A 4,967-nucleotide genomic window follows, 5' to 3' on the forward strand; every position below is an offset into this window, starting at 1 on the left:
GCATGAATACAACGTAAAATCAGGTATTGAAAACTACGGCGAGATTATGGGGGAACTTATTAAGCTCCCCAAGGATCTGGTGCTGGAGGGCTTTACCGCTCATAAAAAGAAAATCGAGACTATGCTTAATCTTGAGATGCATTCTCAGGATAAGGAAGCTGAGGCTCGGAGAAAGGATTTAAAGGCGCAGATTGCCAAAATTGAAATTACCAAAAATCACTATCTGAGTTATGAAAAGACCAAGCGTTCCAATAGCTCAGGATGGAAAAAGGATTATTTGAAATAAGGAGGCAGTATGAACAGCTTATCAGGAAACGGCTTCAGCAAAACGGGGATGGCGGTGTGTCTGGCTCTTGCCATGTCGCTTTCGGCCACGGGATGTTCGAACATTCATGATGACAGCACCAGAACCAAAACCGAAGGCACTCTTACCGGAGCAGGCGTAGGCGCCGCTGTGGGGGCTCTTTTAGGTCTGGCTATCGGGGGCAATACTGAGGGGACCCTTCTGGGAGCAGCTATCGGAGCCGGCGTGGGCTCGCTTTCCGGTTTTATGGTGGGCAAGCATGTGGCTGACAAAAAGGCCGAGTATGCCAGAAGAGAGGACTGGCTGGATGATTGTATTGATCATGCCAGAACGGTGACCGCTGAGAGTAAAAAGAAAAATGATTCCCTGCGGCAGAAGATAGCGGCTCTTGACAAGGAGTCCAAGGAACTGCAAACAGCTTACAAGAAAAAGCAGATAAAGTCGCAGCAGCTTGCCAAGGAAAGGAAGAGCATCGAAAGTCTCCAAAAGGAAACCAGCGATAATATAAAGGTTCTGAAGGAGGAAAAAGCGAAGCAGCTGGCCGTTGCCAAGGATGCCAAGTCCGGTAATAACACCAAAGAAGCCAAGATTCTTGATGCTGAGATCCAGAAGCTTAATAAGGAAATTAAGCAGATGGAGGACAGCAATAAAAAGCTGGCCAATATTTCTGCCCGACTGGCTGTTTAGGAGGTGGCATGAGAAGAGCATTCTTTACGGCCCTGGGGCTTATGTTTTTACTGGGTGCTTCCGGCTGCAACATGACTGACGATCCCCGCCAGGGAGGCCTGTTCAGCTACAGCTCTGACAAATATGAAAGACGTCTTCAGGAGCGCGAAGCCAGGCTGGCCAGCATTGAAGCAGAGCAGGCTGCCGAAGAACGGCAGAGCTCCAGCCTTTCCCGGGATTTGACTGTCAAGCAAAAGGAGGTGGCTAAACTTAAAGCCAGTCTTAATGCGGAACAGAAGAAGATTGACAGCCAGCTTAATCGTATCAAAAAGGATAAAAGCAAGGCCGCTCAGGCAGCCGAACTGTCCAGAAAAAATGCCGCTATCAAGCAGGAAGCAGCTCGCATTGACGCCATAGATGACAATGCTGCCAAAAAGAAGGAAATTCAGGCTCTCCGAAAGAGACTGGAAGAACTTAAAATGGAGGCAGATGCTCTGAGCAGACTGTAACCGGACATATGAAAAGCGGTGCCAGCAAAGCGGCTTTTTTAGTTTGTTTCCTTTTTGCGGCAGCGGGATGGGGGCGGCAGTCTTTTGCTGTTCCCTGCGCCACTGAGATTGCGGATCTTATCAGCCGGGAGTCGTACGGTTTTGACAGCAGGGTGCAGCAAAGGCTTGATGCCATCAATATTGCGGCAATGGATACAGAGGAACTGAACCGAACTCTGACTGCCGGGGATCGTTATGCCAGTTATATTCCGGCAGCCACTATGAAGCGGGTGATGAATCTCGGCAAAAACGCGGCAGCCGGAACAGGGATGGATATCATAAAGGATCGCAGCGGCCAGATTAGGATGATTCCTTTTATCGGGTCTCCCGCTGACACCAGCGGTATCGAATACGGTGATGTTCTCCTGAAGGTTGACGGGGTTGATATTACCGCCAAAAGCATTGACGACATCGGCTATCTGATTCGCGGCGAGGAGGATACCGATGTGGAAATCACGGCAAAGGACAGCAGAGGTGAAGAATACACGGTTCCGGTAACCAGAAAGGTCAAACATTATCCTGATGTTATGAGAACAGGCTCCAATCCTGTGGTTATCAGAATTTTTCGATTTGGCAGCAATACCGGAGAACTGCTTCGGGCTGAAATTGCCAGACTGGAACAGGAACAGGGGGCTTTTAAGGGGACGGAAAAGAAAAACAGGCGTTTTTTCATCGATCTTCGGGGAAATACCGGCGGTGTTATGGAGCAGGGGGCCCGAAGCGCAGAATTATTCCTTAATGCCGGAAAAACGGTCTACCGATTAAAGAATAATCACGGCATCAATGAAGTTAAGGCAGCTAAATCAGGACTGGCAGCCAGCAATCGCTTTGTGATAATGCAGGATTATCTTACAGCCAGCGCCGCCGAAATGATGATTGCAGCGCTGAAAGCCGGGGCGAATGTCGGCACTTACGGGGAACGGACAGCGGGAAAGGCCCGGGTTCAGGATGTGTTTCGGCTTTCCGATGGCAGTTTTCTGAAACTGACGGTGGGGGAACTTCTTTATCCGGATAGTGACGCTGACAAGGATACGAACTGGGAAGGCTCCGGAATTGCTCCCGATGTGGAAAAGCGGCATTGAAAACACCTGAAATGAAGGCAGTATGTCCGTAATACAGAACTCGGCATCGGACTTCTTGGCTGTCTTTTTCGTTATAAACTTCCTTATGCGTCATCTCTGTCATCCATCATTATTCCGGATCATATCAAAAAAATTCCTTGCTGCAGATCTGGGTAAAGAGTCTCGGTTCCGGACAGACAAAATCATTCCCGAGACTTGAGACAAACAGTCAGAATACTGATTTTTGACAGCGGGAATACGGTCATTTGATGAAGAAATATACAGATATAGGACACCATATGAATCACTTGTTAAAAAGAGGGAGACTCCTTGTTTTATTTGCGGGGGCCTTGCTGTCAGCCGGTACTGCCATGGGAGAGACGGTGTACCAGCTTGAGAGCTCCGGCCGGGATGAAAAGGCGGCTGCCGGAAATCTGAAAATGACCGCTTTGCGGGAATGCGTTAAAAAGATGATCTCCGATGATGATCTTCGCCGCAATGCCCGGGTGTTACGAACCGAGATATTTATGAAGGCCGATGAATTCGTAACGCTGGATGACAGTTCTCTAAAAATTTCAGAAAAATCCGGCAAATATGTGGTTACCGGAACAGTAAAAGTCAATGATGAGGCCGTAATAGCCCGGATGGCAGAGATACCGGAGCTGAATGAACTTATTGTTATTCAGCATCCGGAAAGCCCGGCTGCTTCTGATACCTCCGGTCAGGCCTTGTCCTCTTCCGGGGAATCAGCGAATTCTGACAGTCAAAAGGACAATTCTCATGCCGCTGCTGCTGGAATGAATGCTGACGGATTTATGGAATTAGTTGCTTCATCTGATGCCGGAAATGCGGCAAAGATTAAGAAAGCTCTGAAGGATGGAATGAATCCGGATGCCAGATATGAAGCCGATGACGGTCAGCCATACGGGGATCCGGCATTTTGCGTTTATCTTATGAACGGAAACCGCGATATAGAAGTAGTAAAAGCTTTTATTGCGGCCGGTGTAAATGTTCTTATTACGGATACGAACGGTTATCATAAAACCCTGTATCAGGTATTTAGCAGCAGTGATGAAATCATTAAGACCGTTTTGGAGGGACTGAATCCGGACCTTAGGGATGTCAGGTTTGAGAGTAAAGGATCTCCTCTTTTGGTGTTTCTCGAGAACAGAGAAAACGTGACTGCGGACATGCCTGAAATTATTGATAAGATTGCGGCCCTTGGCGGTGATCTAAACAGGACTGACAGCGGCGGAGTTTCTGCGGTGATTTATGCTATCGTAAACGGCAAACTGGATATGCTTAAGCTTCTGATGGAAAAAGGCGGAGATCTTAAAAAGGCTGCCGCAAGCCCAATGCCTTCTCTTTACGGAGACGATTCCCGTACGGTCTATCAGAACATTAAGGAAAATGAATACTCTGATGCGGAAATGGCTGCTATGAAGGAGTTTCTGATAAAAGAAGCCGGCAGTAACTGAAGATAAAAGCAAGGCTGCCGGAATCGCCCTTGTCAGCGCGGAAATCCGGCAGATCCTGAGGTTACGGTTTCTGGGCGCTGATAATGTGAGTTATCCTGGTGGGGCCGTCACCTTTGTCATATCCGATATCAGGCATTTTTTTGAAGGGGATGATGATTGACCTCATTTCCGGCTTATAGTCGGCGATGCTCTCCTTGGTTTTTGCGATTACCTCGGTTTTCGGGGGGGTTTTAGTATTAGCCGCAGTATTGTTATTTTCAGGCTCGGCGTCATTATTCCCGAAATAGAGGTAGCTTACCAATCCCAGACCGGCAGCGGCTCCGATAATGAGTATTACAGTGGCAATAGCTTTAAGACGCCCTCCGGCGCTTCTGTAGTTTCCGTCACTGTCGGGAGGAATGGAGGCGGCAATCACTTCCTGCTCTTTATTTCTTTGCACGAGCTTTTCCGCTTCCAGCGCTGAATTAACAGGATGCTCGTCAACCGGAGGATCTTCCGGATCTTCTGCTTTGACCGTCGGCAATTTTCCGGAAGAAGTTTCCGGAGTTTTCGTTGCAATTGCCGGAAGTTCGCCGGCGCTCATGCCCTGCTCTTTAATTTTATTGGCAACCTTCTTTCTGTCCAGAGTGGACGTCAGATTCAGTATTTCAGCTGATTGATGGTCGCTTTCCGGCTTTGCCTGAGCGGGAACTGCATTATCATGATGCGGCGAAGCCGGAGTATTATCCTGTTCTTTTCGGGGAACTGCATGAGCTTTGGGCGTTACGGCGTTTTGAGGAGCTTTATCCTGCTGAGGAGCCGAAGAGGGGGCAGAGGATGATGTAATTGCGGTTTCGCTCTTGGACTTTTTGGCAGCAATTCTTTTAAGGATTTTTTCTTCTGATTCCTTGGTTAGTACCGGGGGCCGCAT

The 4,967-nt window shown here is 48.4% G+C and carries 6 protein-coding genes; 5 read left to right on the forward strand and 1 reads right to left on the reverse strand.

Translation table 11 applies throughout. The features are described 5' to 3' along the window. From ACJROR_RS09925 to ACJROR_RS09945, 5 genes are all read left to right on the forward strand, one after another. The coding region (locus ACJROR_RS09925) for a hypothetical protein (protein WP_406546938.1) at positions 1-286 on the forward strand (286 nt) is incomplete at its 5' end. Between the two features lie 9 nt (positions 287-295). Further along, positions 296-991: a glycine zipper domain-containing protein gene (locus ACJROR_RS09930; RefSeq protein WP_406041090.1), complete on the forward strand. Its 696-nt coding sequence runs from the start codon at positions 296-298 to the stop codon at positions 989-991. Positions 992-999: 8 nt separating this feature from the next. Further along, complete coding sequence (locus ACJROR_RS09935; protein ID WP_406041088.1) at positions 1,000-1,479, forward strand: hypothetical protein; 480 nt, start codon at positions 1,000-1,002, stop codon at positions 1,477-1,479. Positions 1,480-1,487: 8 nt separating this feature from the next. Further along, on the forward strand, positions 1,488-2,600 hold the full coding sequence (locus ACJROR_RS09940) for a S41 family peptidase (RefSeq protein WP_406041086.1): 1,113 nt from the start codon (positions 1,488-1,490) through the stop codon (positions 2,598-2,600). A gap of 278 nt (positions 2,601-2,878) precedes the next feature. Further along, positions 2,879-4,057 carry an ankyrin repeat domain-containing protein gene (locus ACJROR_RS09945; protein WP_406546939.1) on the forward strand — a complete coding sequence of 393 codons (1,179 nt, stop codon included), beginning with the start codon at positions 2,879-2,881 and terminating at the stop codon, positions 4,055-4,057. Positions 4,058-4,118: 61 nt separating this feature from the next. Here the strand turns inward: ACJROR_RS09945 and ACJROR_RS09950 are convergent. Beyond that, a partial coding sequence (locus tag ACJROR_RS09950; RefSeq protein WP_406546940.1) for a hypothetical protein occupies positions 4,119-4,967 on the reverse strand: 849 nt, incomplete at its 5' end.

This window comes from Succinimonas sp., from assembly GCF_045225735.1.
In the GTDB taxonomy this organism is placed as follows: domain Bacteria; phylum Pseudomonadota; class Gammaproteobacteria; order Enterobacterales; family Succinivibrionaceae; genus Succinimonas.